The following is a 25142-nucleotide window of genomic DNA, read 5'->3' as shown; positions in this document are numbered from 1 at the left end:
CCCTCCCAGACAAGGGAGGGGAGATTTCCTTATGCCCCCGCCGCGACGTCCTGCGGCAGCGACCAGAGCAGGTCGCCCTGCCCCAGCACCCGCCCGTCCTCGGACAGCACGGCGACCGCCGCCACCGGCCGCCGGTCGCGCGCGTCGACCAGCACCGGCGTGGCGGGCTTACCGGTTTCCCAGCGTTCGCCCCATTGGCGCAACGCCACCAGCATCGGCAGCAGCGCATAGCCCTTATCGGTCAGGCGATATTCGATCTTGCGGCGATCCGCCTCGACCGTGCAGCGCTCGAGGATGCCATGCCCCACCAGCCGCGACAGCCGGCTGGCAAGGATGTTGCGAGCGATGCCCAGTTCCGACTGGAATTCCTCGAAATGCTGCAACCCGTTAAACGCGGCGCGCAGGATCAGCAGCGACCAGCGCTCGCCCATCGCCTCCAGCGCGGCGGGCAGGCTGCAACGGCTGGCCAGTTCGCGCAGCGGCTCTCGAAGCGTCGTCATGGCCGCCGGTCTAGCGCATCGCCCCGGCGAAAGGAAACACCGCGAATCTTGCGATGCAGCACCAGTAGCATATTGCTACTTACAACGATGTCCACTACCCGATGGCGACTGATTCAAGCCACCGGAGTCCCGTTCGATGAAGCCCTTCGCCCTGTTCGCCGCCGCCCTCCTCGCCCTGCCGTTCGCGGCTGCGGCACAGCCGGCGAAGGGCTATAGCGCGACCCCGGCGACCGCGCCCGCGGTCGACAGCCTCATTACCCGCAGCACGCCCTGGACCTGCGGCGACACCGTCTGCACCGCCGGCAAGACCGCCGGCAGCCCGCTGGCGATGTGCCAGTTGACCGCGCGGCAACTGGGTCCGCTGACCGCGTTCGTCGCCAACGGCACCGCTTTTGCGGCCGATCAGCTCGAAAAGTGCAACGCCCGCGCGAAGTGATCGGATGATGGGCGGGCAAAAACGGTTGCATTGCCCGCCCGGCTCGCCCCATCTACATCCCATGCTGCGCCAGTATGAATTGGTCGAGCGGGTCAAGGCCTATGATCCCGATGCAAACGAGGCCTTGCTCAACCGCGCCTATGTGTTCTCGATGCACGCGCATGGCAGTCAGAAGCGTGCCTCGGGCGATCCCTATTTCAGCCATCCGATCGAGGTGGCGGGGATTCTGACCGACCTGCACCTCGACGACGAGACGATCGCGACCGCGATCCTGCACGACACGGTCGAGGATACGGTGGCGACGCACGAGGAAATCCGGGCCAAATTCGGGGTCAACGTCGCCCGGCTGGTCGAGGGCGTGACCAAGCTCAGCAAGATCGAAGCGCAGACCGAGAACGAGCGCGCGGCGGAAAACCTGCGCAAGTTCCTGCTCGCCATGTCGGACGACATTCGCGTGCTGCTGGTGAAGCTGGCCGACCGGCTGCACAACATGCGCACGCTCCATCACATATCGAAGCCCGAGAAGCGCAAGCGGATCGCGCGCGAGACGATGGACATCTATGCCCCGCTTGCCGAGCGGATCGGCATGTACGAATTCATGAACGAGATGCAGACGCTGGCATTTCGCGAGATCGAACCCGAGGCGTATGAATCGATCACCCGCCGCCTCGAACAACTGGAGGAAGGCGGCGGCGACCGCGTCACCAAGATCGGCGGCGACCTGAAAGCGATGCTCGACCGCCATGGCATCGCGGCCGACGTGTCGGGACGGCGCAAGCATCCCTATTCGATCTGGCGCAAGATGTCCGAGCGGCACGTCAGCCTCGAACAGCTCTCCGACATCGTCGCCTTCCGTGCGATCGTCGACAGCGAGGAGGAATGCTACCGCGCGCTGGGCATCATCCACCGCCGCTGGCCGATGGTGCCGGGACGGTTCAAGGACTATATCTCGACGCCCAAGCGCAACGGCTATCGCTCGCTTCACACCGCGGTGATCCATGCCGAGAACATGCGGATCGAGGTGCAGATCAGGACGCGCGAGATGCACGCGCAGGCCGAATTCGGTCTCGCGGCGCACTGGGCCTACAAGCAGGATGCGGTGCGCCCCGATACGCAGGTGCGCTGGATCCGCGACCTCGTCGAAATCCTCGACAATGCGGAGAGCCCCGAGGAACTGCTCGAACACACCCGCATGGCGATGTACGCCGACCGCATCTTCGCCTTCACCCCGAAGGGCGAACTGCACCAGTTGCCCAAGGGCGCGACGCCGATCGATTTCGCCTATGCGGTGCATACCGATCTGGGCGATCAGGCGGTCGGCGCAAAGGTCAACGGCGGCGTCGTGCCGTTGCGCACCGAACTGAAGAACGGCGACCAGGTGCAGATTCTGCGCTCCAAGGCGCAGCGGCCGCAGGCGAACTGGCTGAACTTCGCGATCACCGGCAAGGCGCGCGCCGCGATCCGCCGCTATATCCGCCACCGCGAGCGTGAGGAAACGGTCGCGCTGGGCACCAAGCTGTACCACGAACTGGTCGCCCGCCTGCCGGTGCCCGCCGGCAGCGACGCGCTGGGCGAGGCGCTCAAGCGGCTCAAGATCGCCGACGAGGCGACGCTGTTCGAGGGACTGGCGCGCGGCAAGCTGACCGAGGAAGCGGTGATGGAGGCGGTGATGCCCGGTGCCGTCGCCGATCCGAAGATCGAACCGATCCCGGCGCAGCGCGCGCCGATCGAGATCAAGGGGCTGACCGCCGGGGTCGGCTATGATCTCGCCACCTGCTGCCATCCGGTGCCCGGCGACCGCATCATTGGCGTGCGCAGCGACGACGGTCGGTTCGAGGTCCACGACATCGCCTGTCGTCAGGTCGACGCAATCGATCCGCATCACTGGATCGACCTGACGTGGGGCGACAATGCCGAAGGGGCGACCGCGCGGATCGCGGTGACGCTGAAGAACGAACCCGGCGCGCTGGGCGTGATCGCCACCGTGATCGGCGGCCACCGCGCGAACATCCTCGGGCTCCGGCTCGACAATCGCGACACGACGTTCCACACCAACACGATCGACGTGGAGGTGCGCGACGCGGCGCATCTGATGAAACTGCTCGCCGGCCTGCGCGCGGCCGACGCGGTGAACGCGGCGGAGCGGGTGTAACCACCCCCTTTCGTCATTCCCGCGAAGGCGGGAATCCATACACGCCAACGTTCGCGATGGAGGCGAGGCGGCAGCGGCTATGGATTCCCGCCTTCGCGGGAATGACGAAGGTATCGGCGACACCCTTGCCCTTGTCCCCACCAATCCCCAAAGCATGCCGCATGGTACAGGACTCCCCGCTCGACCGGTTTCGTGACGTGTTGCGCGGCACGTCGCGCGCGATCGCTGAAGAACCCGAGATCGAGCTGGCGTTCACCGCCGACGCGCCGGTCGCGTCGGGCAAGCATATTAAGGTGCCGATGCCTGCCCGCGCGCTGCCCGCCGATCAGGTGGCAGAGGCGCGGGGTCTGGCCGACGGTTTCGCGCTCAGGATGCGCCATCACGACGCCGCACTCCACGCGCGCGGCGCGCCCGGCGACGCGGTGGCGCGCGCGGTGTTCGACGCGGTCGAACAGGCACGGGTCGATGCGCTGGGGTCGGACGGCTATGCCGGCATCGCCGACAATCTCGACCATGCGCTCAATCTGCGAATGCGCTCCGATCCGATCACCCGCGCACGCACCCGTGCCGAGGTGCCATTGTCGACCGCGGTGCAACTGGTCGTGCGCGAACGGCTGACCGGCCGGCTGCCCCCGGCGGTCACGGCGCCCGGCATGGCGCTGATCCGCGACTGGATCGAGGCGCGCGCGGGTACGCAGCTCGATACGCTGTCGGCGCTGGTCGCCGACCAGTCGGCATTCGGGCGCGGCATCACCCGGCTGCTCGAGGACCTCGAACTGATCGAGGGCGAGGTCGAGCCCGAACAGGCCGACGACGGTGGCGACGATGCCGAGGGCGAGGACGACCAGACCCCCGAGGACGACGGCGACGACGAGGGCGAGCAGCAGGGCGGCGAGGGTCAGGTCGAGGCGCGGGGCCAGGACAGCGGCGACGACACCGAAACCGGCGAATCGGACGACAGCGCCGAGAACGACGACGCGCAGGGCGACGACATGGCCGATGGCGAGGACGAGGGCGGCATGATGCCGGTCCGTCCCAACCGCCCGGTGCCCGACCTGAACGCCCAGTTCGACTATCGCCCGTTCACCACGAAGTTCGACGAAGTGGTCGCCGCCACCGAACTCTGCGAAGCCGACGAGCTGGAACGGCTGCGCGCCTATCTCGACCAGCAACTGGTACAGTTGCAGGGCGTCGTCACCAAGCTCGCCAACCGGTTGCAGCGGCGGTTGATGGCGCAACAGTCGCGCTCGTGGGATTTCGATCAGGAAGAAGGCATGCTCGACGCCGCGCGGCTGGCGCGGGTGGTCATCAACCCGGCGCAGTCGCTCAGCTACAAGATCGAGCGCGACACCGATTTCCGCGACACCGTCGTCACGCTGCTGATCGACAATTCGGGGTCGATGCGCGGCCGCCCGATCGGCATCGCCGCGATCAGCGCCGACATCCTCGCCCGCACGCTCGAACGGGTCGGGGTGAAGGTCGAGATCCTCGGCTTCACCACCCGCGCGTGGAAGGGTGGGCAGAGCCGGGAGGCATGGCTGGCGGCGGGCCGCCCGCCGCAGCCCGGCCGCCTCAACGACCTGCGCCACATCGTCTACAAACAGGCCGACGAGCCGTGGCGGCGCGCCAAACAGTCGCTCGGGCTGATGATGCGCGAGGGGTTGCTGAAGGAAAATATCGATGGCGAGGCGTTGCTGTGGGCGCACGGCCGGCTGATCGCGCGGCCCGAGGATCGCAAGGTGCTGATGGTCATCAGCGACGGCGCGCCGGTCGACGATTCAACGCTGTCGGTCAATTCGGGCAGCTATCTCGAACGCCATCTGCGGCAGGTCATCGCCTATATCGAGGGCAAGTCGCCGGTCGAACTGGTCGCAATCGGCATCGGCCATGACGTGACGCGGTGGTATTCGCGCGCGGTCACGATCATGGATGCCGAGCAACTGGCGGGCACGATGATCGAACAGCTCGCGTCGCTCTTCGACAGCCCGTGAAGGTCGCCGCCCCGCCCGGCGGCTTTCGCGGGCCGGTGAAGCGATCGATCACCATCGCCGGCCACGCCACCTCGATCAGCCTCGAACCCGGTTTCTGGACGGCGCTGGAGGCGCAGGCGGTGGCCCACGCCCTGCCGCTGTCGGCGCTGGTCGCGGCAATCGACGCCGCGCGGATCGAAAGCGCCGATCCGCCGAACCTCGCGAGCGCGATCCGGTCGTGGTTGCTGGGCGCGGTGGCCGCCGGCTGACGCCGGGCATTGGCACAACCTGCCCCCCTCCCTGACAAGGGAGGGGCCGGGGGTGGGTAGGTCTGGGGCGGATGCCGCCGTTCCCTCGCAACCCGACCCACCCCCAACCCCTCCCTGACAAGGGAGGGGAGTAATCGGAACAGCCCGCGACAATCCTGCGACAAACATGAAAGCCACTCGCATTAGCATTGACTCTGCGAACGCATCGCAATAGCGGCGTCGGCATCGAAAGGGGATTTTCGTGACCGACACCCATACTACCGGCAGCACCTCGCCGGCCTTCCTCGCGCTCGCCTGCGTGGGCTTTATCGCCTCGGCCCCGGCCATGGCCGCCCCGCGCGACACCGCCGCGCCCGCCGCCCGCGCCGATGCGACCGACAATGATCCGCAGACGATCCTCGTCGAAGGCAAGCGCACCAAGACGCTCGAAAGCCCGAAGGCGACCGCCGAACTGATCGACACGCCGCAGACGATCACCGTCGTATCGGATCAGGTGATCCGCAAGCAGAACCTCCAGACGCTGCGCGACATCCTCCAGACCGTGCCCGGCATCACCTTCGGCGCGGGCGAAGGCGGCGGCGGCTATGGCGATTCGATCAACCTGCGCGGCTTTTCGGCGAACAACGACATCACCGTCGACGGCATTCGCGACAGCGCGCAGTACAGCCGGACCGATCCGTTCAACCTGCAACAGATCGAGGTCTACAACGGCGCCAATTCGGTGTTCAACGGATCGGGATCGGTCGGCGGCACGATCAACCTCGTCAGCAAGACGCCGGGGGGCGACGACCTGACGATCGTGCAGGGATCGGTCGGCACCGATCGCTATTATCGCGGCGCGATCGACGCCAACCGCCGTATCACCGACACGGTCGGCGTGCGGCTGAACGCCGCCTATCACCATAACGACGTGCCCGGCCGCGACGTCGAGAAGTTCGAACGCTGGGGCGTCGCCCCCTCGGTCACGATCGGGCTCGGCACGCCGACCAGCCTGACCCTCGCCTATGTCCACCAGCGCGACGACAATACGCCGCTGTACGGCCTGCCCTATTTTGACAACGGCACGATTCGCGGCTTCCTGCCCGGCACCGATCGCAGCGATTATTACGGCTATCGCAACCTCGACCGGCAGCAGACGACGGTCGACCGCTTCACCGCCACCTTCGCCCATGCGGTCGATGCCCATGTGTCGGTGCGCAACCTCACCCGCTGGCAGCGCGTCGGCCAGGATACCGTGACCACCGCGCCGCAGGGCACCTTCTGCCTCGCCAACAACCGCCAGCCGGTCGCGACCAGCGCGACCAACCCGGCGGGCCTCGCCTGTCCGGCGGGGGTGACGCCCGGCAACTGGCTGCCCAGCGGCCCGCGCGGGCTGGTGCGCGATCAGGAGAACCAGTTGCTGGTCAACCAGACCGACCTGCGCCTCGAACACGGCGCGCGCGGCGGCATCCGCAACGTCGCCAACATCGGCGTCAGCGGCATGATCGAGGATTATGCGATCACCAGCGGGTCGCTGCTGCGCAACGCCGACGGATCGGCGACGACCCCGCTGCCGCTGCTGTCGATCGTCAACCCCGACACGACCTATCGCGGGCCGGTGAACTTCGTCACCACCGCGAAATCGCGCGGCACGTCGCGCAACGTCGCGGTCTATGCGTTCGACACGCTCGAACTCGGGCGGATGTTCGAACTGAACGGCGGGGTGCGCTGGGAGCATCAACGCTCGGTGTTCCAGGCGTTGCCGCTGCTGACGCTCGCGCCGGGCGTGGCCCAGCCGGCGGCGGCGCTTCAGGCGCGGCAGGTCAACGACGAAACGCTGTTCAGCTACCGCGTCGGCGCGGTGTTCCACCCGGTCGAGCGGGTCAGCCTCTACGCCGGCTATGGCAATGCGCGCACGCCGTCGTCGATCAGCGTGCGCGGCGGCTGCGTCGCGGTGTCGGGCACGGTCGTGACGAACACCTGCGACGTCGCACCCGAAACCGCGAAGAACTACGAAGCCGGGATCAAGGCCGGGCTGCTGAACGGCAAGCTCGAACTGACGGCGGCGGTGTTCCGCAACGAACGCACCAACTACCGTATCCCCTCGAACGATCCCGCGCTGCCGACCATCCAGGTGCTCGACGGCAAGAGCCGGGTCGACGGCGTGGCGCTCGGGGTTTCGGGCACGATCACTCCGGCATGGACGGTGTTCGCCAACTATACCTATCTCGACAGCGAGGTACGCCAGTCGGTCAGCGACTTCTGCCTCGCCCGCCCCGGCAGCATCGGCTGCGGCAACTCCGTCGCCAATCCCGATCCGCAAGCCGGCGCGAAGCTGGTGCAGACCCCCGACCATTCGGGCAGCCTGTTCACGACCTATCGCCTGCCGTTCGGCTTAGAGATCGGGTACGGCCTGACCTATCAGGGCAGCTTCACCACCTATGTCCCGAACCTTGCCAACGCCAATGCGCTGAAGGCGGAGGATTATCTGATCCACCGCGCCTATCTCGGCTACACGATCGGTCAGGGCTGGAGCGTGCAGCTCAACGTCCAGAACCTGACCGACGAACGCTATCTGACCGGCGTGCGCAACAACATCAACGCGACGACCGGCGTCGTCAACGGCGGCTGGGCGATGCCCGGCGACCGGCGACAGGCGGTGCTGAGCGTATTCAAGAGCTTCTGACCGCGCACCCCGCCGGTCGGATTTCCTGCCCGTTCCCGGTGCTGCCACAGGGAACGGGCATTTTTCGGTTGATGGACCACCGCCCATGCTGATCGCCATTCCCGACGTGCTGACCCCCGATCAGGTTGCCGGCCTGCGCGCCCTGATCGACGGTGGCGAGTGGATCGACGGCAACGTCACCTCCGGTCCGCAATCGGCGCTGGCCAAGCGCAACGCGCAACTGGTCGAGGGGTCGGCGGCGGCGCGCGAGGGCGGCGGGCGCGTGCTCGATGCGCTGGGGGCCAATCCGCTGTTCGTCGCCGCCGCGCTGCCGGCGAAGGTCTTTCCGCCGCTGTTCAACCGCTATGCCGGGGGTCAGGCGTTCGGCGCGCATGTCGACAATGCGGTGCGTATCCAGCGCGGCTCGGACTTCCGCATCCGCAGCGACCTGTCGGCGACGCTGTTCCTGTCCGATCCAGCCGAGTACGACGGCGGCGAGCTGGTGATCGAGGACCTGTTCGGCACGCAATCGGTAAAGCTGCCCGCCGGGCATCTGGTGCTCTATCCCGCCTCGTCGCTCCACCGCGTCGAACCGGTGACGGCAGGCACGCGGGTGGCGTCGTTCTTCTGGATCCAGTCGATGGTGCGCGGCGACGGCGAGCGCCGCATCCTGTTCGACATGGACCGCGCGATCCAGCGGCTCGTCGGGCAGGTCGGCCACGGCGACCGCTCGGTGATCGAACTGACCGGCGTGTACCACAACCTGCTGCGGCGGTGGGCCGAGGTGTAAGAGTCGGTTTCACGCGAAGGCACGAAGAAGAAGGGTTGATCGCGCAGAGGCGCCGAGGCGCAGAGGGGTTGCGCTTGCAGGTGCGTTTGCCGCGTCAGCGGCCTTATCGTTCTCGTGGAGGGTGAAAGGCGGCTTTGCCGCATGCGCAACCCCTCTGCGCCTCCGCGCCTCTGCGCGAACCATTGCTTCTACTTCTTACCGCCTCCGCGCCTTCGCGTAAAAACGGCTCCTAAGCGCCCTGATCGGGCAACACCGGGGCCACCGTAACCTCGCCATGGTCGCCCGCGCGATAGCCCAGGCTCGCCCGCCCGCGCACCGGCCCGGCGACGTCGGCGACCAGATACAGCGGCCGCCGCTTCGATTCGACGTACAGCCGCCCGAGATACTCGCCGATCATCCCCAGTACGAACATCTGCGCCGCGCCGAGGAACACGACGACCAGCATCGTCGAGGTCCACCCCTGCACCGCGCTGCCCGACAGCCAGCCGACCGCGATATAGGCGAACAACAGCAGCGACAGCCCGGTCAGCACCAGCCCGAGATGGCTGGCGAGCCTGAGCGGCGCGGTGGAAAAGCCCGTCACCGCGTCCAGCGCGAAGCGGATCATCTTGCCCAGCGGATATTTGCTCTCGCCCGCCAGCCGCTCGTCGCGGTCATAGGGAAACGGCACCTGCCGAAACCCGACCCACGCCACCATGCCGCGAATGAATCGCGCCTGTTCGGGCAGCGACAGCAGCGCATCGAGCGCGCGCCTGCTCATCAGCCGGAAATCGCCGGTGTCGAGCGGAATCGGCGTATCGGTCACGCGGTCGAGCACGCGGTAGAAGGCGGATGCGGTCAGCTTCTTGAAGAACGTCTCGCCCTCGCGCTTGCGCCGCACGGCATAGACGACGTCGGCCCCTTGCGCGTCCATGACGCTAAGCATTTCGCCGAGCAGTTCGGGCGGGTCCTGCAAGTCGGCGTCGATGATGAGGATGCGCTCGCCCGCGCACAGGTCAAGCCCGGCGGTCAGCGCCAGTTGATGGCCGTGGTTGCGCGACAGGTTGATCGCCACCAGCCGGGGATCGACGGCGGCGAGTCGCTCCATCACCGCCCAGCTCTGGTCGCGCGATCCGTCGTTCACCAGCACGATCTCGTGATCGTCGCCGACGACCGCGCGCACCGCCGCCGACACGCGCGCATGCAGCACGTCGAGACAGGCGGCCTCGTTATAGCAGGGGACGACGACGGAGAGCGCGGGACGGTTCATAGGCGTCCGCGTTACCCTATGGCGCGCGACAGGAAAAGCGGGTGGCGATTGCATCGCCGCACCACGTGGTTAGGGTATCGCCTCCACCGTAGGAACCGCCGATGCGCCTCATCCTGTTGCCGCTGCTGATCGTCGCCACGCCAGCCATGGCACAAATCTGGGACGGGGGACGCAGCGTCGCGCGGCCCGCCCCCCGGCAGATCGATCCCGATGTCTTCGCGCGATCGCGCGAGGCGCGCGGGATCGACCGTTCGATCCGTGACGGCGTGCGGCGCGGCGAACTCACCCGGCGCGAGGGCCGCGAACTGCGCGCGCAGGCCGGCGCGATCGGTCGCACCTCGGGCGGCCTGTCCGCCGGGATCGGTCCGCAGCAAACCACGGCGTTGCTCGGCCTGCGCGGGCTGGTCGACGCCCGCCGTGCGCAGGGTCGCGAGCGCAAGGCCGGCCGCTGACGCCCCTTGCCCGCCACCGCCACCCGCCCTAGGCAGGAGGCGGATAGCTACCATCCAGTCTCATTTTATCTACTTACCCCAAGGACTCCTGTACCGTGGCCGAAGTCATCCACTGCATCATCACCTCCAGTCTTGAAGGCAAGGGCGCGTTCGGCGTCCGCAAGGATACCGACGAGAATTGCTATTTCCCGGTGAGCGTCGCCGAAGCGCTCGACATCGAAGCGTTCGAGGAGGTCGAGGCGATCGTCGTGCGCAACGACCGCGCCGACCCGGCATGGCGCGCGATCAAGGCGCGGCGGGTCGAGCGCACCTGACCGGCAGGGCGTGACCGGCGACCCGTCGCTCGGCTGGGAAGCGGTCGCGCCGGACTTCGCGGCCGTCCGCTCAGGGGTCGGTGCCGAAATCGTGCGCCGCTGGTCGCGCCACCTGCCGCCCGGTGGCAGCGTGCTCGACATCGGCTGCGGCACCGGGATGCCGGTGGCCACGACGCTCGCCGATGCGGGGTTCGCGCTGTATGGCATCGATCCGTCGCCGACGATGCTCGCCCGGTTCCGCGCGCAGGTGTGTCACGCCGACGCTGCCTGCGAAGCCGTGCAGGACAGCCGGTTCTTCGATCGCCGTTTCGACGGAATCGTGATGATCGGCGTCCTGTTCCTTTTGCCCGAAGCGGCGCAGCAGGCCGCGATTCACCGGATCGGCCGTGCGCTGTTGCCCGGCGGACGGTTGCTGTTCACCGCGCCGCGCATGGCCTGCCGTTGGACCGACAGCCTGACCGGCCAACCGTCGCAGTCGCTGGGCGAAGCGCGGTATCGCGCGCTGCTCGCCGACGCCGGCTGCTGCCTGACCGACATCGTCCGCGATGCCGGTGGGAACGACTATGTCGATGCCGTGGCCGGTTGACCCTCCAGCCGCGCCAGCGCCCACTGCGCCGCCTCCGCTACCGCCGCGTCGGCATCGTCCAGCAACGCCCGCACCGGCCTGACCAGCGCCACATCGCCGCTGTTCCCCGCCGCGATCAGCGCGTTGCGCACCATCCGGTCGCGGCCGATGCGCTTGATCGGCGATCCGCGAAACACCTCGCGAAAGCCCGCATCGTCGAGGTCGAGCAGATCGGCCAGCCGTGGCGCGGCGAACTCGGCGCGCGCGGCGAATGCGCGGTTGGCGGCGGCGGCATCGGCGAACTTGTTCCACGGGCACACCGCGAGGCAATCGTCACAGCCATAGATGCGGTTGCCGATGCCGGCGCGAAACTCATGTGGGATGGGACCTGCATGTTCGATCGTCAGATACGAGATGCAGCGCCTTGCATCGAGGCGGTACGGTGCGGGAAACGCATCGGTCGGGCACGCCCGCTGGCAGGCATCGCACGATCCGCAGGTGTCGGCCCCCGCCCGGTCGGGCGTCAGGTCGAGCGTGGTGTAGATCGCGCCGAGGAACAGCCAGCTCCCATGGGTCCGGCTGACGAGGTTGGTGTGCTTACCCTGCCAGCCCAGCCCCGCCGCCTCCGCCAGCGGCTTTTCCATCACCGGCGCGGTATCGACGAATACCTTGAGGTCGCAGCCCGCCGTCTGCGCCAGCCAGCGGCCCAGTGCCTTCAGCGCCTTCTTGACCACGTCATGATAATCGCCGCCCTGCGCATAGACCGAGATGCGCCCGCGGTCGCCGACCCCCTCCAGCGCCAGCGGATCGACCAGCGGGGCATAGCTCATGCCGAGCGCGATGACGCTTCGCACCTCGCTCCACAGCGCGGCGGGCGATCCGCGCTGGTGGGCGCGTTCCTCCATCCAGATCATCGATCCGTGCCGCCCCTCGTCCAGCCACTGGCGCAGCCGCTCGGCGGTGCGCGGCGCGGCATCGGCACGCGCGATGCCGCAGGCGACGAAGCCCAGCTCGGCCGCCTTCGCCCGGATGGCGGCGGCAATATCGGCGGGGGGGGCCTTGTGTTCGCGCATCAACCCCCGCTACCCTCTTGCGGCACCGGGCAAAAGTCCCGGCGAGCAGGGGGGCGATCAGTTTGCGTAGCGATGCTTTGGCGCTCAGCGCCACCGGACTGGTCAAGCGGTTCGGCGACCGGCGCGTGGTGGACGGCATCGACCTCGCCGTGCCGACCGGATCGGTCTACGGCGTGCTCGGCCCCAATGGCGCGGGCAAGACGACGACGCTGCGCATGCTGCTCGGCATCATCGAACCCGACGAGGGGCAGCGCAGCCTGCTCGGCCACATTGCCCCACGCGACGCCTCCGATCGCGTCGGCTATCTGCCCGAGGAACGCGGCCTCTATCCCGGCATGAAGGCGCGCGAGGCGATCGCCTTCATGGGCGCGCTGCGCGGGCTCGACTGGTCGACCGGGCGCAAGCGCGCCGGCTCGATGATGGAGGCCGCCGGCCTCGGCCACGCCGCTGACCAGAAGATCCGCAAGCTGTCCAAGGGCATGGCGCAGTTCGTCCAGTTGCTCGGCAGCGTGGTGCATCAGCCTGAATTCCTCGTCCTTGACGAACCCTTTTCCGGCCTCGATCCGGTCAATCAGGAACGGCTCGAAGGACTGATCCGCGCCGAGCGCGATCGCGGGGCGACCATCCTGTTCTCGACGCATGTCATGGCCCATGCCGAACGGCTGTGCGACCGGCTGTGCATCATCGCCGGCGGCAAGCGTCGGTTCGAGGGGACCGTCGACGACGCCCGCGCAATGCTGCCGATGAAGGCGCACTACGTGCCGCATCACCCCTCCCCCGACATCGCCCGGCTGCTCCCCGCCGATGCGCAGCCGGTCGACCCCACGCGCGGCGGCGGCTGGCGCTTCACCCTGCCCGCGCAAGGTATCGAAGGAATATTGGTGCGGCTGATCGACGCGGGCTACGGCATTTCGGGACTGTCGATCGAGCGCCCCGGCCTGCACGACGCCTTCGTCCGCATCGTCGGCGAAGCCGCCGCCAACCCGGAGATCGCGGCATGAGCGGCACCCGCAAACTGATCCGCCAGACGCTGACCATCGCCCGGCGCGATTTCACCGCGACCGTCATGACGCCGATGTTCCTCGTGTTCCTGCTGGCGCCGTTGTTCTTCGTCGGATTCGGCGCGGTTGGCGGCCTCGGCGCGTCGGCGGCACGCGGCGGAACCGAGGGCAAGGTGCGCATCTATGCCATCGCCGCCCCAGCCGACGCCGCACGGTTGCGCCAGGTCGATTCGACCCTGCGCCCCGCGCTGCCCGAGGAACGCGGACCGCCCCCGTTGTTCACGCTCAGTCCGTCGGCCGATCCGGCGGCGCAGGCGCGCAAGCTCCTCGCCGATTCGAAGATCGACGTGCCCGCCGTCCTCTACGGCACGATCGACCGGCCGACCGTGCTGCACGCGAACAAGACCTCGACCTCGGCCGACTATCTCGCCGGCCTCGCCGAACAGGCGCTGCGCACCCGCCCCGACCTGACCGACGCGCCGCTGACCCGCCCGACCTTCGTCCGCGTCGCGCGCAGCGGCACGTCGCTGGGCGGCAAGAACGCGGCGGGGTTCTTCTCGGTCGTCACGCTGTTCATCGTCACGCTGATGCTGGCGGGACAGGCGGTCGGCACCATGGCGGAGGAACGCTCGAACAAGGTGATCGAGGTGCTCGCCGCCGCCGTGCCCCTGGAATCAGTGTTCCTCGGCAAGCTGATCGGCATGTTCGGCGTGGCGGTGCTGTTCCTCGCCTTCTGGGTCACGATCGGGGCCAATGTCGGCGCGCTGCTGCCCGAGGATATGGCGCAGGGGCTGAGTGGCATCGCCCCCGCGATCGGCCTGCCCGCCTTCGCCGCGCTCTACGTCGTCTATTTCACCATGGCGTACATGCTGCTCGGATCGGTGTTCCTGACGGTCGGCGCACAGGCATCGACCCCGCGCGAAATCCAGATGCTATCGCTCCCGATCACCATCTTCCAGATGGCGATGTTCGGCTTCGCGCTCTCGGCGGTTGGCAAGCCCGGCACGTGGATCGCCACCGCCGCGCAGCTTTTTCCGTTCAGCTCGCCCTTCGCCATGGCCGCCCGCGCCGCGACCGACGGCGCGCTGTGGCCGCATTTCGCCGCGATCGCGTGGCAGTTGCTGTGGGTGACACTGACGATCGCGCTGGGCGCGCGGCTGTTCAGGCGCGGGGTGTTGCAGTCGGCGGGGCCGAAATGGCGGTGGTGGAAGCGGGGCTGACCTGATCGACCATCCAGCGCCCGCCGACGATGCCGATCGCGGCGGCGAGGATGCCGGCCACCAGATCGACGACATAATGGCCGCCGATCGGCACCGCCGCCGCCAGCATCAGCGCGTTGAGCAGCGCGAACGGCCAGCGCAGCGGCGGCAGGTGCCAGAAGCCATAGCCGAGCAGCACCGCCGCCCCGGCATGGAAGCTCGGATAGTTGATGATGCCGTCCAGCGTCGCGAACGAGATGGTGCCGATCGTCCCGTCCTGTAACGCCAGCAGCAGTCGCGGCTGGTTCCACGGCACCGGATCGAGCATCGCGGGCACCTGCGCCGCCGCGATGCCGAAGTGATGATAGGCGCCCAGTGCCGGATGATGGGCGAAAAACGCCATGACCACGCACAGCGTCAGGACCCATGCGGCAAGGAAATGCCACAGCCGCCGGTGCCGCCCGCCCAGCGCATGGAGCGCGATCAGCAGCGCGGGTTGCCAGCCGATGCTGGCATAGGCGATGTTGGCGATCCGCACCGGAAGGCCGGACCGGTCGAAGGCCAGCATCGCGCGCGGCCAGTCGAACCCCGGAAGCAATATCCGGTCGGCGCGGGCGAGCGCGCCGTCGAAATAGGGATGCGGCCCCGCCGCCAGCACGAAGGTCAGCAGGCAGACGGTGGCGCAGATCGCGGTGAACAGCGCATAGCCCTCGATCATCGTCGCCAGCCGGAGCAGACCGCGCGCCCGCAGGCACCATGCGAACCACAGGATGCCGAGCATCATCCCGCCGAACATCGCGAACTCGTCGACCGCGATATGCAGCCCGGTCCGGTGCAGCGCGAACGGCATTCCCGCCCAGCCGAGCAGCAGGAACAGGTAGACCGGCACCGCCCCGACCGCGAACGGTCGCTGGCACCCGATCGGCATGGCGTGGAGGGCGGCGGCCGGCATCGCCGCTCCCTGCACCATCATCCCTTAAGGATGCGCAAATCCGTCACCCGCGCGACAGGCTCCGGCGGGCGACATGACGGCGGTCAGCCCCGCTCCACCAACGTCACGATCGACAATCCCAACCGGCAGATCGCCTCGAACGATGGTCGCCTAGCAGCCGGCAGCCGGGTTTCGCCCAAGCCATTTCAGGTCGACGCGAACCGGGTTCCACAATCGGATGCTGCGGTCTTCCACTTCTGTCCGGGCCCGATAGCCGATCTCGACGGTGCTACCGTCGATCCATCGAACGCTCGTCGAGCAGACCCGGTCCAGGACGGCGATCCTCGTGCCCAGACGTGGGGCGTCGCCTTTCGTTACGAGGAAGAATTTCGTTGCAGGGCTCACCGTCGCATCGTCGCTTACGTCCCACATCCGGACGATCTCGCGCTGGCCGTCCGGCGCAACGAAACGGCCAAATTCCTTTCCCGACGCCTCTTGGCCACCACAAGCGGCCAAGCCGAATGCTCCCAGCAGGAGCAAAGTCGCTGACATGCGAGTGCAGGAAGGCATGCCATACCGTATCGTGAAGAAGCCGGCAGGCAACCTGTCTCAAACCAAATCATGTTCGGGTATTTCGAGCGACTTCCCTACCCTCGCTCCACCAACGTCACGATCGACAATCCCGGCGGCAACGGCACGCGGCCGACCAGAAACCGCTCCAGCCGGAAGATCGCCTCGAACGCGGTATTGAGCACCTTGGGTGGGGGCGAATCGTCGCTGTCGTCCTTGCCGGTCAGCTTGCCCGCCACCCGCGCCGCGACGGCAGCGGGAAACAGCAGCGAGTTGAAATAGCGCAGGCCGTTGTGCTTCAATCCGGCGTCCGCAATCGCCTTGGCCAAGGTCGCCTTGGAATACCGCCGGTGGTGGTGGTTCACCACGTCGTGTGCGCTCCACATCCACTGATGCGCCGGCACCGTCACCAAGATCTTGCCACCCGGCGCCAGCCGCTCGGCCATGCCGCGAAACGTCGCGACATCGTCCTCGATATGCTCGACCACGTCCAGCACCGCGATCAGGTCGTAGCGGCCGGTCACGCCGTCCAGCGTCGGCAGCGGCGCGGTGCCCACCGGCTTGCCCAGCCGCTCGCTGGCGATGGCGCGCGCGGCGGGATCGATCTCGATCGCCTCGACCTCGCCGAACGCGCCCAGCATCGGCAGGTTGTGCCCGGTGCCGCAGCCGATTTCGAGGATGCGCGACCCCGGCTTCAACCCGGCATAGCGCGCGACATAGTCGGCGAGAATGTCGCGCCGCGCGCGATACCACCAGTGGGTGGAATCATGCGCCGCCATGCGGTCATAGACGATGCGGTCCATCTTATCCGAATACCCATGTACGATTGAGCGCGAAGGTGGCGAACGGGGTGACGAGCATCGCCGGGATCAGCGGCACCCACTGCGCCCACCCCATCCAGTCGGCCAGCACCAGCGTGAACAGCGCGTTGAGCATCATGCCGAACCCCTGCACCACCATGAACTTGACCGGCTGTACCGCGCCCGCCTCGCGGCTGCCGTGCCCTTGGAAACTCCAGCGGCCATGCGCGAAAAAGCCGAAGGCGGCGGCGACGAGGAACGCGGGCGGCACCGCAAGGAACGCGCGACCCTGCGGCAACACCCAATAGACCAGCGGCAGATAGACCGCCGAATAGATCGCGGTCGACAGCAGCCCGACGATGCCGAACCGCACGAGTTGCCCCAGCACCCCGCTGCTTCGCATCGCCTCGATCCGTCCGGTCATTCCCTGCACGTCTTGTCCTTTGCGCGCCATCCGATAGAGCGCGAGCGATCACCAGTCCGCGCCGTATAAGCTGCGGCGCGCGGGGGGAAGCGATTTTGAACGACCGACGGATGCGCTGGAGCGACCTCGACCGGCACTGGCTGCGCTGGGTGCTGCTCGCGTGGGTGACGATCGCCGCATGGTTCCTGTGGCAGCGGTGGAACGCGGTCCACTGGCTCGCGCTGTCCGACACCGACGACAACATGCGACTGATGCAGGTGCGAAGCTGGCTGAACGGGCAGAGCTGGTACGACCTGCGCCAGTATCGCCTCAACCCGCCCACCGGCCTCGACATCCACTGGTCGCGGCTGGTCGACCTGCCGATCGCCGGGCTGTTCCTGCTGCTCAAGCCCTTCGCCGGCGCGGTCTGGGCCGAACGGCTGGCGGTCGGCATCGCACCGCTCCTGCCGATGGGGGTGGCGCTGGTCGCGCTGGCGGTCAGCGTGCGGCGGCTGGTCGCGCCGCTGGCGTGGCCGCTGGCGGTGGCGTTCCTGCTGGGCTGTTCGTCGACGCTGCTGATGTTCATGCCCGAACGGATCGACCATCACGGCTGGCAGCTCGCCTGCCTCGCATGGACCGTCGCCGGGCTGGCCGATCCGAAACAGGCGCGCGGCGGGCTTGCGGTCGGGCTGTCGTCGGCGCTGTCGCTGACGATCGGCCTCGAACTGCTGCCCTATTGCGGCATGGCCGGGGCGATCGTCACGCTGCGCTGGGTCTGGGACCGGGGCGAGGCGCGCCGCCTCGCGGTCTATGGCGCTACGCTGGCGGGGGCGAGTGGCTTGGGCTTCGTCGTGTTCGCCTCGAACGCCAATTACGCGATGCGCTGCGACGCGCTGACCCCGGTGTGGCTGTCGGCGGTGGTCGCGGGCGGCGCGCTGCTGGTGCTGCTCTCAGCGCTCCGGGTCGATCGGCTGCCGGTCCGGCTGGTGCTGGGGCTGATCGCCGGCGGCGCGCTCGCCGCCGCGTTCGCCACGCTGTTCCCGCACTGCCTGTCGCGGCCCGAAGGCGTGTCGGAAGAACTGGCGCGCACCTGGCTCAACAACGTGCGCGAGGCCAAACCGCTCTACACCATGCCGTGGCGCACGATCCTGCCGATCGTGACCGGGCCGATCATCGGCCTGTTGGGCGCACTCTTCGCGACATGGCGCGCGCGGCGTTCGCCCAGTGTCGTCGGCTGGGCGGCGGTGACGCTGTTCACCGCCTTTGCGGTCGCGATGCTGTTCTGGCAGATCCGCTCCGGCCCCGCCGCGCAGTTGTTGGCCGTCCCCGGCATGGTCGCGCTGGCATGGATCGTCGTGCCGTGGCTGCTGACGCATCGCAGCGTGTTCGTCCGCGTCGGCGGCACGGTGGCGGCGTTGCTGCTGCTGTCGAGCACCGCCGTCAGCCTCATCGTCCAGCGATTGAAGATCGACCCGCCCGACAACCGGACCAAGGTGGTATTGCGCGCCGGCGCCCGCTGCGGCAGCCTGCCCGCGCTCCAGGCGCTGAACCGCTTGCCCAAGGCGGTGATGTTCACCCATGTCGATCTCGGCCCGCGCCTGATCGTCGCGACGCACCACGACGGCATCGCCGGACCCTATCACCGCAACGGCGACGCGATCCTCGACGTGCATCATGCGTTCCAGGGGCCACCCGACCAGTTCCGCGGAATCGCCCGGCGGCACGGCGCGAGCTATCTGCTCACCTGCCCCAACATGGCGGAGACGACGGTCTACCGCGCGCGCTCGCCCGGCGGCTTCTACGACCGGCTGGCGCATGGCAAGGTGCCGCCATGGCTGACCCCGGTGGCGCTGCCCAAGGGGTCGCCGCTGAAACTGTGGCGAATCAGCTACTAATTCCCCTCCCTGACAGGGAGGGGAGCAGGAAACGGAACCCGCCCCCGCCCCATCGGTTCGTCAGGACCGACCAACCCGGTTGAGCCGCACCCCCGGTTCGTCCTATCAGACGCGCGACCGCCCCCGCCGGGGCAGCGAAAGGCCCGCATGAGCATCACCGACACCATTCCCCAGTCCAGCGACACCACGATCCTCGCCGCGCCCGACCGGATGGTGAAGGCGCGCGAGATGTTTGGCATCGACAGCGATCTCGAAGTGCCCGCCTTCTCGGTCGCCGACGAGCGTGTGCCCGATGCCGATCCGGCCTATGTGTTCGATCCCGACACCACGCTCGCGATCCTCGCCGGCTTCGCGCACAACCGCCGGGTGATGGTGCAGGGCTATCACGGCACCGGCAAGTCGACGCATATCGAACAGGTCGCCGCCCGCCTCAACTGGCCGTGCATCCGCATCAACCTCGACGCGCATATCAGCCGCATCGACCTGATCGGCCGCGACGCGATCGTGCTCAAGGACGGGCAGCAGGTCACCGAGTTCCGCGAGGGGCTGTTGCCATGGGCGCTCCAGACGCCGACCGCGCTGGTGTTCGACGAATATGACGCCGGCCGCCCCGACGTGATGTTCGTAATCCAGCGCGTGCTGGAAACCGAAGGCAAGCTGACGCTGCTCGACCAGAACCGCGTGATCCGCCCCAACCCGTATTTCCGCCTGTTCGCCACCGCCAACACGGTCGGCCTGGGCGACACGTCGGGCCTGTATCACGGCACGCAGCAGATCAACCAGGGGCAGATGGACCGCTGGAACATCGTCGTCACGCTCAACTACCTGCCTGCCGCCACCGAGGCACGGATCGTGCTGGCCAAATCGGGCGAGTACGACAAGGTCGGCGGCAAGGAGACGGTGGAAAAGATGGTCCGCGTCGCCGACATGACGCGGCGTGGCTTCGTCAACGGCGACATCTCGACCGTCATGTCCCCGCGCACCGTCATCACCTGGGCGCAGAACGCGCTGATCTTCGGCGACGTCGGCTTCGCCTTCCGCCTGTCGTTCCTCAACAAATGCGACGAGGCCGAACGCGCGCTGGTCGCCGAATATTACCAGCGGGTGTTCGGCAAGGACCTCCCCGAAAGCGTCGTCGCCAAGAAGTAGACCGCTCCCTCCCCTCCCTTGAACAAGGGAGGGGGCCATCGATCATTGACAATGATGTCAGTAACGCGCAGCGTGTTTCAATGGCACATCAGCATCCGGTCGCGGTAACTCCCGGCGACATCGACCACATGGGTCATGTCAACAATGCCGTCTACCTCTCGTGGGTGCAGGACGCGGTCGTCGCCTATTGGGAACGGGTCGCACCGGCCGAAGCGGTCGCGCAGCACCTGTGGGTCGCGCTGAAGCACGAGATCACCTACCGCCGCCCCGCGTTTCTCGACGACACGATCGTCGCGACCGTCGTCGCCGAACGGGTAGAGGGCGTGCGCGCCTATTTCTCGACGCTGATCGAACGCGGTGGCGAAGTGCTGGTCGAGGTCAAGAGCACCTGGTGCTCGCTCGACGCGATCACGCGGCGCCCGGCGCGACTGGCGCGCGACGTCGTCCATCGCTTCCTCCCCGAATAACGATTTCGTTTTGTGCAATTGCGATGAGAACCTTCGCATTTGCAGCATGACGCTGCACCGCGGCATAACTCCGGCAACGAAACGACGCGACGAAGCGTCACCCCCCAGCCCGGAGAATACCCCATGCGCGCTTTGTTCGCTGCCGCCGCCGTTCGTGTCGCCATCGTCGCCGCTGGCCTGCTCGTCCCCACCTTCGCCGCGCAGGCGAACGAGATCGAGCGTAACGGCTACACCTTCGACTATACCAGCACCACCACCACCGATGGCGCGACCGTACTGGCCGGCACGATCAAGAACAGCGGCGAGCCGTTCCGCTTCGTCGTCCGCGACCGGCTCGTCACCGGCAACGTCGATGGCCGCGAAGTCCGCTTCCGCATCGCCAAGCCGCTGAACAACGCGCGCCAGCTCGCCGCGCGCTAAGGCCTGATCCACGCGCGCCGAACCGGGCGTCCTCCCAGCCAAGGTTGGGACTTCCCGGCGTGAGCGCGCGATGGGAACCGCTCCGGTTCCGGCCTGTCGATCGACCGACACGCAACGCCCGTCCCCTGCCAGGGGGCGGGCGTTGCGGCGTCAGGCAAACGCCCGCGACGTCCGCAACTGCTGATACGCCGCGATCACCTTCTGCAACGCCGCCTCGTGGGCGCGGTCGCCGCCGTTGCGATCGGGGTGATACCGCCGCACCAGTTCCGAATAGCGTTTGCGAAGCGCGCTGCGATCGGCATCGACCGCCAGCCCCATGACCTTCAGCGCCGACCGGTCGAGCGAGGTGAGCGGTCGCCCGTCCTGCCGCTCGGCCCGCGCCGCCGCGCGTTCGGCCGCGCGGTCGCGAATCGTCGCGCCGATCGCCTCCAGCGGATCAGCAAAATCGGCCCATGCCGGCGCGGGATCGGCCCCGGCATGCGCGAACGCCCGCGTCTCGCGCTCCCACCCGGCATAGGGGCGCTGGGCGTCGTGGATTTCCTCGACGGTCATCCCCGCGAAGTAATTATAGCCGGCGTTGAACGCGCGGACATGCTCCAGACAGAACCAGCGATAGCCGCCCGGCCCGTCGCCCTGACGCCCGCCATCGCGGCGCGGCGCGCGGAATTCGCCCGCCTCGTCGCATCCCGGCGCCTCGCACCGGCGGCCATCGGCTTCCACCCGCCCATGGAACCGTGCGCCGGGACGCTCCTTGCTGATCTTCTCGCGCGCCACGCGACTCCCTTTGGCAAAAACAGGCTATATAGGGCGGATGACCGACACCACCACCGCCCCGGCCGCATCTCCCTTGGCCGACATCATCGCCGATCGCCTGCGCACAGCGCTCGATCCGATCCGGCTGACCGTCACCAACGACAGCCATCATCACGCCGGCCACATGGGCGACGACGGCACCGGCGAAAGTCATTTTTCCGTGGATGCCGTAGCGGAAATCTTTGCCGGCCAGTCGCGCGTCGCGCGGCAGCGGCTGGTCAACCGGGCGCTCGCCGATCTATTGCAAAGCCGGATACACGCACTGGCGATCCGCGCCCGCGCACCGGGAGAGGGCGATTGAACTATCAGCTATGGTATTGGCCGACGATCCAGGGGCGGGGCGAATTCATCCGCCTGCCGCTGGAAGCCGCCGGTATCGATTATTGCGACTGCGCCCGCGAGGAAGGAATCGCGGCGATGCAGGCGCGCATGGCGAAGGCCGCCCGCGCGCCCCTCGCCCCGCCGTTCCTCGACCTCGACGGCATGGTGATCGCGCAGGTCGCCAACATCCTGCAATATCTCGGCGAACGCCACGACCTCGCCCTCTCCAGCATGCGCGACCGCCTCTGGGCCAACCAGTTGCAACTGACCGTCGCCGACCTCGTCGCCGAAATCCATAACGTCCACCACCCCGTCGGCACCGGTGAATATTACGAAGGCCAGCGCACCGAGGCCGCCCGCACCGCGCGGCAGTTCCGCGAGGAGCGCCTGCCCAAATTCCTCGATTATTTCGAGGATGCCATCACCGGCCACGGCGGTCCCTGGGCGATCGACCACCGCTGGACCCATGTCGATACCTCGCTGTTCCAGTTGGTCGAAGGGCTGCGCTACGCCTTCCCCCGCCGCATGGCGACGCTCGAGCCGCGCTATCCCAAACTGGTCATGATCCGCGACCGGACGGCCGAACTGCCCGGCATCGCCGCCTATCTCGCCAGCGACCGCCGCGTGCCGTTCAGCAACGACGGCATCTTTCGCCATTATCCCGAACTGGACGCCGACTGATGGAAAACGACCGCTTCTTTCTTCAGACGATCGCGCCGGTCACGCACGACCTCGGCGGGTTCAAGGTCCACCGCACCTTGCCCACCCGCACGCGCACGATGGTCGGCCCGTTCATCTTCTTCGATCAGATGGGGCCGGCCGAACTCGATCCCGGTCAGGGGATCGACGTTCGCCCGCATCCGCACATCAACCTCGCCACCGTCACCTATCTGTTCGGCGGCGCGATCGACCATCGCGATTCGCTGGGCACCCACGCCCGGATCGAGCCCGGCGCGGTCAACCTGATGACCGCCGGCCACGGCATCGTCCATTCCGAACGCTCGCCGGACGACGAACGCGCCGGCGGCCCGCTCCTCTCAGGCATCCAGACATGGCTGGCCGTCCCCGAGGACAAGGAAGAGATCGACCCGGCGTTCGAACATGTCGAGGCGCATCGCCTGCCCATGGTCGAAAGCGGCGGCGCGCGGGCGCGGGTGGTGATGGGCGACCTGTGGGGCGTCTCCGCCCCCACCACCCAATATGCCGCGACGATCTATGCCGACATCGTGCTGGACACCGGCGGCGCGATCCCGATCGACGCGGACGCCGACGAACGCGCGCTGTATCTGACGCATGGCGACGCCGCGCTCGACGGGATGACGCTCGAACCGATGACGCTGTACGTGCTGCGCCCCGGCATCGCCGCCACGCTGCGCTCGTCGGGCGGCGCGCGAGTGATGCTGTGTGGCGGCGAGGCGTTCACGACTCCGCGCCATGTCTGGTGGAATTTCGTGTCGTCGCGCCGCGACCGGATCGATCAGGCGAAGGCCGACTGGAAAGCGGGCCGCTTCCCCACAGTGCCGGGCGATTCGGCGGAATTCATCCCGATCCCCGAAGTCCCCAAGACGGTCAGCTATCCTTGAACGAGCCCGTCCTCCCCGACGACCCCGGCCCATGGTGGCGGCCAAACGGCCTCACCTGGGCGATGTGGGCGCTCGTCGCATGGTGCGGCATCGCCGGCGCGATCGGGCTCAACACCCGCATCACTAACAGCGATCCGGCCGGCAACGGCATGGCCACCGGCATGATTCAGGGACTGGCGATGCTGTTGCTCGCCGCGACCGGCATCGTCGCCGGCCTGTACCTGCTGATCCGCTGGCGGCCGCTGCGCTACGTCTGCGTGGCGCTGCTGACGGTCCTCGCCATCGTATCGACGGTATTCGTGCGGTAAGCGGCACCTTCATCCGGCCCGCACGCCGCACACCCACTATCGTCATCCCCGCGCAGGCGGGGATCCATACGCGCTACCGTCGCGGCTCCAGCCTGACCGTCGGCGGCTATGGAGTCCCGCCTCCGCGGTAAGACGAGGATCGGCGGCAGTCCTTACCCCCGCACTACCTTGGCGACCGCGTCGAGCAGCCCGTTGACGAACCCCTTCTCGCGCCGGTCGTAGAACGCATCGGCCACGTCGAGATATTCGCTGATGACCGCCGCAACCGGCACGTCGGCCCGCGCGAGCAGTTCATAGGTGCCCGCGCGCAAAATCTGCCGCATCGGCTTGTCGAGCCGGTCGATCGTCCACCCGGTCGACAGCTTGGCGGCGATCAGCGCGTCGATCTCCTCGCGCCGCGCGTCGACGCCCTTGACCACATCGTCGAAGAACGGGACGTCGGCCTCGGCATATTCCACGTCCTCGATCGTCGCGCCCAGCCGGTGCTGGTGGAACTCGTGGAGCAGCGCAGGGATCGGCGTCGCTTCCATGTCATGCTGGTACAGGGCCTGCACGGCGGCAAGACGGGCTGCGGCGCGGGCCTGACGGGCGCCGCGCGGACGGGTGCTCTTGGTGTTCATATGCCCCCGCTTTACCGGCCATCGCGCCACTTAGTCGAGGGGCGAAACGCGCTTTCCTACAGCCGGCGTTCCGGGGCAGGCTGGGCGCCGCTGTTTGAACCGTCGATCCTATGGGGAAGCGAGCGCGGCCCCATGCCCGCCGCTTCGCGTTGCGATACGTTCGCAACAACTGCGCGGTTAGGCCGCGTCTGCATTTATCGTAGCCAGATCATGGCGCATGCGAGGTGGACGAAGCCCATGAAGGCGGT

At 67.9% G+C, this 25142-nt stretch carries 28 protein-coding genes; 20 read left to right on the top strand and 8 right to left on the bottom strand.

The features are described from left to right. Window positions 1-29: 29 nt before the first annotated feature. The gene (locus ASE78_RS00675) at window positions 30-500 is read right to left on the bottom strand and encodes a winged helix-turn-helix transcriptional regulator (protein ID WP_056491967.1); all 471 of its coding nucleotides are present in this window, start codon (window positions 498-500) and stop codon (window positions 30-32) included. Between the two features lie 136 nt (window positions 501-636). Between ASE78_RS00675 and ASE78_RS00670 the strand changes: the two genes are divergently transcribed. The 6 genes from ASE78_RS00670 to ASE78_RS00645 all read left to right on the top strand — a co-directional run bounded on the left by ASE78_RS00670 (window position 637) and on the right by ASE78_RS00645 (window position 8761). Continuing rightward, window positions 637-936: a CC_3452 family protein gene (locus ASE78_RS00670; protein WP_056491964.1), complete on the top strand. Its 300-nt coding sequence runs from the start codon at window positions 637-639 to the stop codon at window positions 934-936. A gap of 61 nt (window positions 937-997) precedes the next feature. Next, window positions 998-3088 (top strand): RelA/SpoT family protein, encoded by a 2091-nt coding sequence (locus ASE78_RS00665; protein WP_056491960.1) that lies wholly within the window; start codon window positions 998-1000, stop codon window positions 3086-3088. Window positions 3089-3249: 161 nt separating this feature from the next. Beyond that, a complete protein-coding gene (cobT, locus tag ASE78_RS00660) occupies window positions 3250-5079 on the top strand; it encodes a cobaltochelatase subunit CobT (RefSeq protein ID WP_056491957.1) in 1830 nt (609 codons plus the stop codon). Further along, window positions 5076-5327, top strand: coding sequence for a ribbon-helix-helix domain-containing protein (locus tag ASE78_RS00655; protein ID WP_056491954.1), 252 nt, complete (start codon window positions 5076-5078; stop codon window positions 5325-5327). The genes cobT and ASE78_RS00655 overlap by 4 nt, the downstream gene beginning before the upstream one ends. Window positions 5328-5652: 325 nt before the next feature. Beyond that, window positions 5653-7992, top strand: coding sequence for a TonB-dependent receptor (locus ASE78_RS00650; RefSeq protein ID WP_056492300.1), 2340 nt, complete (start codon window positions 5653-5655; stop codon window positions 7990-7992). Between the two features lie 85 nt (window positions 7993-8077). Beyond that, window positions 8078-8761: a Fe2+-dependent dioxygenase gene (locus ASE78_RS00645; RefSeq protein ID WP_056491951.1), complete on the top strand. Its 684-nt coding sequence runs from the start codon at window positions 8078-8080 to the stop codon at window positions 8759-8761. A 229-nt stretch (window positions 8762-8990) separates the two neighbouring features. Here the strand turns inward: ASE78_RS00645 and ASE78_RS00640 are convergent, their stop codons facing one another. Beyond that, window positions 8991-10010, bottom strand: coding sequence for a glycosyltransferase family 2 protein (locus ASE78_RS00640; protein WP_055758503.1), 1020 nt, complete (start codon window positions 10008-10010; stop codon window positions 8991-8993). Between the two features lie 101 nt (window positions 10011-10111). Between ASE78_RS00640 and ASE78_RS00635 the strand changes: the two genes are divergently transcribed. The 3 genes from ASE78_RS00635 to ASE78_RS00625 all read left to right on the top strand — a co-directional run bounded on the left by ASE78_RS00635 (window position 10112) and on the right by ASE78_RS00625 (window position 11362). Beyond that, window positions 10112-10462, top strand: coding sequence for a hypothetical protein (locus ASE78_RS00635; RefSeq protein WP_056491948.1), 351 nt, complete (start codon window positions 10112-10114; stop codon window positions 10460-10462). Between the two features lie 95 nt (window positions 10463-10557). Next, window positions 10558-10776 (top strand): hypothetical protein, encoded by a 219-nt coding sequence (locus tag ASE78_RS00630; protein ID WP_055758498.1) that lies wholly within the window; start codon window positions 10558-10560, stop codon window positions 10774-10776. 10 nt (window positions 10777-10786) lie between these two features. Then, entirely contained in the window at window positions 10787-11362 is a 576-nt protein-coding gene (locus tag ASE78_RS00625; protein WP_056491945.1) for a class I SAM-dependent methyltransferase, read from the top strand. On the opposite strand, the gene queG is transcribed toward ASE78_RS00625, so the two are convergent. Then, window positions 11338-12414 carry a tRNA epoxyqueuosine(34) reductase QueG gene (gene queG / locus ASE78_RS00620; protein WP_056491942.1) on the bottom strand — a complete coding sequence of 359 codons (1077 nt, stop codon included), beginning with the start codon at window positions 12412-12414 and terminating at the stop codon, window positions 11338-11340. The two genes, ASE78_RS00625 and queG, sit on opposite strands and share 25 nt — an antisense overlap. Before the next feature lie 62 nt (window positions 12415-12476). On the opposite strand from queG, the gene ASE78_RS00615 reads away from it, so the two are divergent. Next, window positions 12477-13415 carry an ABC transporter ATP-binding protein gene (locus ASE78_RS00615; RefSeq protein ID WP_414886710.1) on the top strand — a complete coding sequence of 313 codons (939 nt, stop codon included), beginning with the start codon at window positions 12477-12479 and terminating at the stop codon, window positions 13413-13415. Further along, window positions 13412-14635 carry an ABC transporter permease gene (locus tag ASE78_RS00610; protein ID WP_056491939.1) on the top strand — a complete coding sequence of 408 codons (1224 nt, stop codon included), beginning with the start codon at window positions 13412-13414 and terminating at the stop codon, window positions 14633-14635. The genes ASE78_RS00615 and ASE78_RS00610 overlap by 4 nt, the downstream gene beginning before the upstream one ends. Here the strand turns inward: ASE78_RS00610 and ASE78_RS00605 are convergent. Continuing rightward, window positions 14577-15566, bottom strand: coding sequence for a phosphatase PAP2 family protein (locus tag ASE78_RS00605; protein WP_162236443.1), 990 nt, complete (start codon window positions 15564-15566; stop codon window positions 14577-14579). The genes ASE78_RS00610 and ASE78_RS00605 overlap by 59 nt on opposite strands. Before the next feature lie 30 nt (window positions 15567-15596). Between ASE78_RS00605 and ASE78_RS18475 the strand changes: the two genes are divergently transcribed. Next, entirely contained in the window at window positions 15597-16094 is a 498-nt protein-coding gene (locus ASE78_RS18475) for a hypothetical protein (RefSeq protein ID WP_156351230.1), read from the top strand. A 98-nt stretch (window positions 16095-16192) separates the two neighbouring features. Here the strand turns inward: ASE78_RS18475 and ASE78_RS00595 are convergent, their stop codons facing one another. Beyond that, complete coding sequence (locus ASE78_RS00595; protein ID WP_056491931.1) at window positions 16193-16918, bottom strand: class I SAM-dependent methyltransferase; 726 nt, start codon at window positions 16916-16918, stop codon at window positions 16193-16195. 1 nt (window position 16919) lies between these two features. Then, entirely contained in the window at window positions 16920-17339 is a 420-nt protein-coding gene (locus ASE78_RS00590) for a GtrA family protein (RefSeq protein WP_235514839.1), read from the bottom strand. A 110-nt stretch (window positions 17340-17449) separates the two neighbouring features. Here ASE78_RS00590 and ASE78_RS00585 point away from each other — a divergent pair, with 110 nt between their 5' ends. The 4 genes from ASE78_RS00585 to ASE78_RS00570 all read left to right on the top strand — a co-directional run bounded on the left by ASE78_RS00585 (window position 17450) and on the right by ASE78_RS00570 (window position 21249). Next, complete coding sequence (locus ASE78_RS00585) at window positions 17450-19213, top strand: AcrB/AcrD/AcrF family protein (protein WP_156351239.1); 1764 nt, start codon at window positions 17450-17452, stop codon at window positions 19211-19213. A gap of 147 nt (window positions 19214-19360) precedes the next feature. Then, the gene (gene cobS, locus ASE78_RS00580; RefSeq protein WP_056491925.1) at window positions 19361-20362 is read left to right on the top strand and encodes a cobaltochelatase subunit CobS; all 1002 of its coding nucleotides are present in this window, start codon (window positions 19361-19363) and stop codon (window positions 20360-20362) included. A gap of 80 nt (window positions 20363-20442) precedes the next feature. Beyond that, window positions 20443-20829, top strand: a complete 387-nt coding sequence (locus tag ASE78_RS00575; RefSeq protein ID WP_055758476.1) for an acyl-CoA thioesterase — start codon at window positions 20443-20445, stop codon at window positions 20827-20829. Between the two features lie 123 nt (window positions 20830-20952). Further along, window positions 20953-21249, top strand: a complete 297-nt coding sequence (locus tag ASE78_RS00570; protein ID WP_055758473.1) for a hypothetical protein — start codon at window positions 20953-20955, stop codon at window positions 21247-21249. A 150-nt stretch (window positions 21250-21399) separates the two neighbouring features. On the opposite strand, the gene ASE78_RS00565 is transcribed toward ASE78_RS00570, so the two are convergent. Then, complete coding sequence (locus tag ASE78_RS00565) at window positions 21400-22023, bottom strand: J domain-containing protein (RefSeq protein ID WP_056491922.1); 624 nt, start codon at window positions 22021-22023, stop codon at window positions 21400-21402. A 37-nt stretch (window positions 22024-22060) separates the two neighbouring features. On the opposite strand from ASE78_RS00565, the gene ASE78_RS00560 reads away from it, so the two are divergent. Genes ASE78_RS00560 through ASE78_RS00545 form a run of 4 tightly spaced genes read left to right on the top strand, consistent with a single transcriptional unit; the run spans window position 22061 to window position 24274 of the window. Further along, complete coding sequence (locus tag ASE78_RS00560) at window positions 22061-22363, top strand: BolA family protein (RefSeq protein ID WP_055758467.1); 303 nt, start codon at window positions 22061-22063, stop codon at window positions 22361-22363. Continuing rightward, entirely contained in the window at window positions 22360-23064 is a 705-nt protein-coding gene (locus ASE78_RS00555; RefSeq protein ID WP_055758464.1) for a glutathione S-transferase, read from the top strand. Before ASE78_RS00560 ends, ASE78_RS00555 begins: the two co-directional genes overlap by 4 nt. Next, window positions 23064-23966 carry a pirin family protein gene (locus tag ASE78_RS00550; RefSeq protein WP_056491919.1) on the top strand — a complete coding sequence of 301 codons (903 nt, stop codon included), beginning with the start codon at window positions 23064-23066 and terminating at the stop codon, window positions 23964-23966. Before ASE78_RS00555 ends, ASE78_RS00550 begins: the two co-directional genes overlap by 1 nt. Further along, on the top strand, window positions 23963-24274 hold the full coding sequence (locus tag ASE78_RS00545) for a hypothetical protein (RefSeq protein ID WP_156349084.1): 312 nt from the start codon (window positions 23963-23965) through the stop codon (window positions 24272-24274). The genes ASE78_RS00550 and ASE78_RS00545 overlap by 4 nt, the downstream gene beginning before the upstream one ends. Window positions 24275-24426: 152 nt before the next feature. On the opposite strand, the gene nusB is transcribed toward ASE78_RS00545, so the two are convergent. Next, window positions 24427-24894: a transcription antitermination factor NusB gene (nusB, locus tag ASE78_RS00540; RefSeq protein ID WP_056491916.1), complete on the bottom strand. Its 468-nt coding sequence runs from the start codon at window positions 24892-24894 to the stop codon at window positions 24427-24429. Window positions 24895-25142 lie beyond the last annotated feature (248 nt).

This window comes from Sphingomonas sp. Leaf25, assembly GCF_001421635.1.
Classification (GTDB): domain Bacteria; phylum Pseudomonadota; class Alphaproteobacteria; order Sphingomonadales; family Sphingomonadaceae; genus Sphingomonas.
The sequence above is the reverse complement of the archived record's forward strand: the minus strand, read 5'-3'. Positions and strand labels throughout refer to the sequence as shown.

Coding starts and splice junctions, on each gene's coding strand:
- ASE78_RS00675 (WP_056491967.1), bottom strand. CDS start 500: ATGACGACGCTTCGAGAGCCGCTGCGCGAACTGGCCAGCCGTTGCAGC.
- ASE78_RS00670 (WP_056491964.1), top strand. CDS start 637: ATGAAGCCCTTCGCCCTGTTCGCCGCCGCCCTCCTCGCCCTGCCGTTC.
- ASE78_RS00665 (WP_056491960.1), top strand. CDS start 998: ATGCTGCGCCAGTATGAATTGGTCGAGCGGGTCAAGGCCTATGATCCC.
- cobT (WP_056491957.1), top strand. CDS start 3,250: ATGGTACAGGACTCCCCGCTCGACCGGTTTCGTGACGTGTTGCGCGGC.
- ASE78_RS00650 (WP_056492300.1), top strand. CDS start 5,653: ATGGCCGCCCCGCGCGACACCGCCGCGCCCGCCGCCCGCGCCGATGCG.
- ASE78_RS00645 (WP_056491951.1), top strand. CDS start 8,078: ATGCTGATCGCCATTCCCGACGTGCTGACCCCCGATCAGGTTGCCGGC.
- ASE78_RS00640 (WP_055758503.1), bottom strand. CDS start 10,010: ATGAACCGTCCCGCGCTCTCCGTCGTCGTCCCCTGCTATAACGAGGCC.
- ASE78_RS00635 (WP_056491948.1), top strand. CDS start 10,112: ATGCGCCTCATCCTGTTGCCGCTGCTGATCGTCGCCACGCCAGCCATG.
- queG (WP_056491942.1), bottom strand. CDS start 12,414: ATGCGCGAACACAAGGCCCCCCCCGCCGATATTGCCGCCGCCATCCGG.
- ASE78_RS00610 (WP_056491939.1), top strand. CDS start 13,412: ATGAGCGGCACCCGCAAACTGATCCGCCAGACGCTGACCATCGCCCGG.
- ASE78_RS00605 (WP_162236443.1), bottom strand. CDS start 15,566: ATGCCGGCCGCCGCCCTCCACGCCATGCCGATCGGGTGCCAGCGACCG.
- ASE78_RS18475 (WP_156351230.1), top strand. CDS start 15,597: ATGCGCAAATCCGTCACCCGCGCGACAGGCTCCGGCGGGCGACATGAC.
- ASE78_RS00595 (WP_056491931.1), bottom strand. CDS start 16,918: ATGGACCGCATCGTCTATGACCGCATGGCGGCGCATGATTCCACCCAC.
- ASE78_RS00590 (WP_235514839.1), bottom strand. CDS start 17,339: ATGACCGGACGGATCGAGGCGATGCGAAGCAGCGGGGTGCTGGGGCAA.
- ASE78_RS00585 (WP_156351239.1), top strand. CDS start 17,450: ATGCGCTGGAGCGACCTCGACCGGCACTGGCTGCGCTGGGTGCTGCTC.
- cobS (WP_056491925.1), top strand. CDS start 19,361: ATGAGCATCACCGACACCATTCCCCAGTCCAGCGACACCACGATCCTC.
- ASE78_RS00575 (WP_055758476.1), top strand. CDS start 20,443: ATGGCACATCAGCATCCGGTCGCGGTAACTCCCGGCGACATCGACCAC.
- ASE78_RS00570 (WP_055758473.1), top strand. CDS start 20,953: ATGCGCGCTTTGTTCGCTGCCGCCGCCGTTCGTGTCGCCATCGTCGCC.
- ASE78_RS00560 (WP_055758467.1), top strand. CDS start 22,061: ATGACCGACACCACCACCGCCCCGGCCGCATCTCCCTTGGCCGACATC.
- ASE78_RS00550 (WP_056491919.1), top strand. CDS start 23,064: ATGGAAAACGACCGCTTCTTTCTTCAGACGATCGCGCCGGTCACGCAC.
- nusB (WP_056491916.1), bottom strand. CDS start 24,894: ATGAACACCAAGAGCACCCGTCCGCGCGGCGCCCGTCAGGCCCGCGCC.